We start from the raw sequence: 231 nt of genomic DNA, 5'->3' as shown, positions 1-231 counted from the left end.
CCCATACCGGGCTTTTCCGGCTTCGGTTCGTCGGCGATCGTCAGCACAATGTATTGCGGATCGTCCATCGGGAAAGCCGCAACGAAGGCGTTGAAATTCTTTTCCTTCGAGTAACGGCCGTTGACGACCTTCTCCGCCGTTCCCGTCTTGCCGCCCACCCGGTATCCCGGCACTCGTGCATTGCGGCCGGATCCCTTTTCGGCATTGAGTGCATAGAGATAGCGCATGCCC

General features: G+C 58.9%; 1 protein-coding gene. It reads right to left on the bottom strand.

Going from position 1 to position 231, the window contains the following annotated elements; all coding sequences use genetic code 11:
- A partial coding sequence (locus tag AC0L2C_RS34335; RefSeq protein ID WP_473525549.1) for a penicillin-binding transpeptidase domain-containing protein occupies positions 1 to 231 on the bottom strand: 231 nt, incomplete at both ends.

The sequence above is a fragment of the Mesorhizobium sp. WSM4845 genome, from assembly GCF_055811455.1.
Note: the sequence above shows the minus strand (reverse complement) of the source record. Positions and strands in the feature narration are given on the sequence as shown.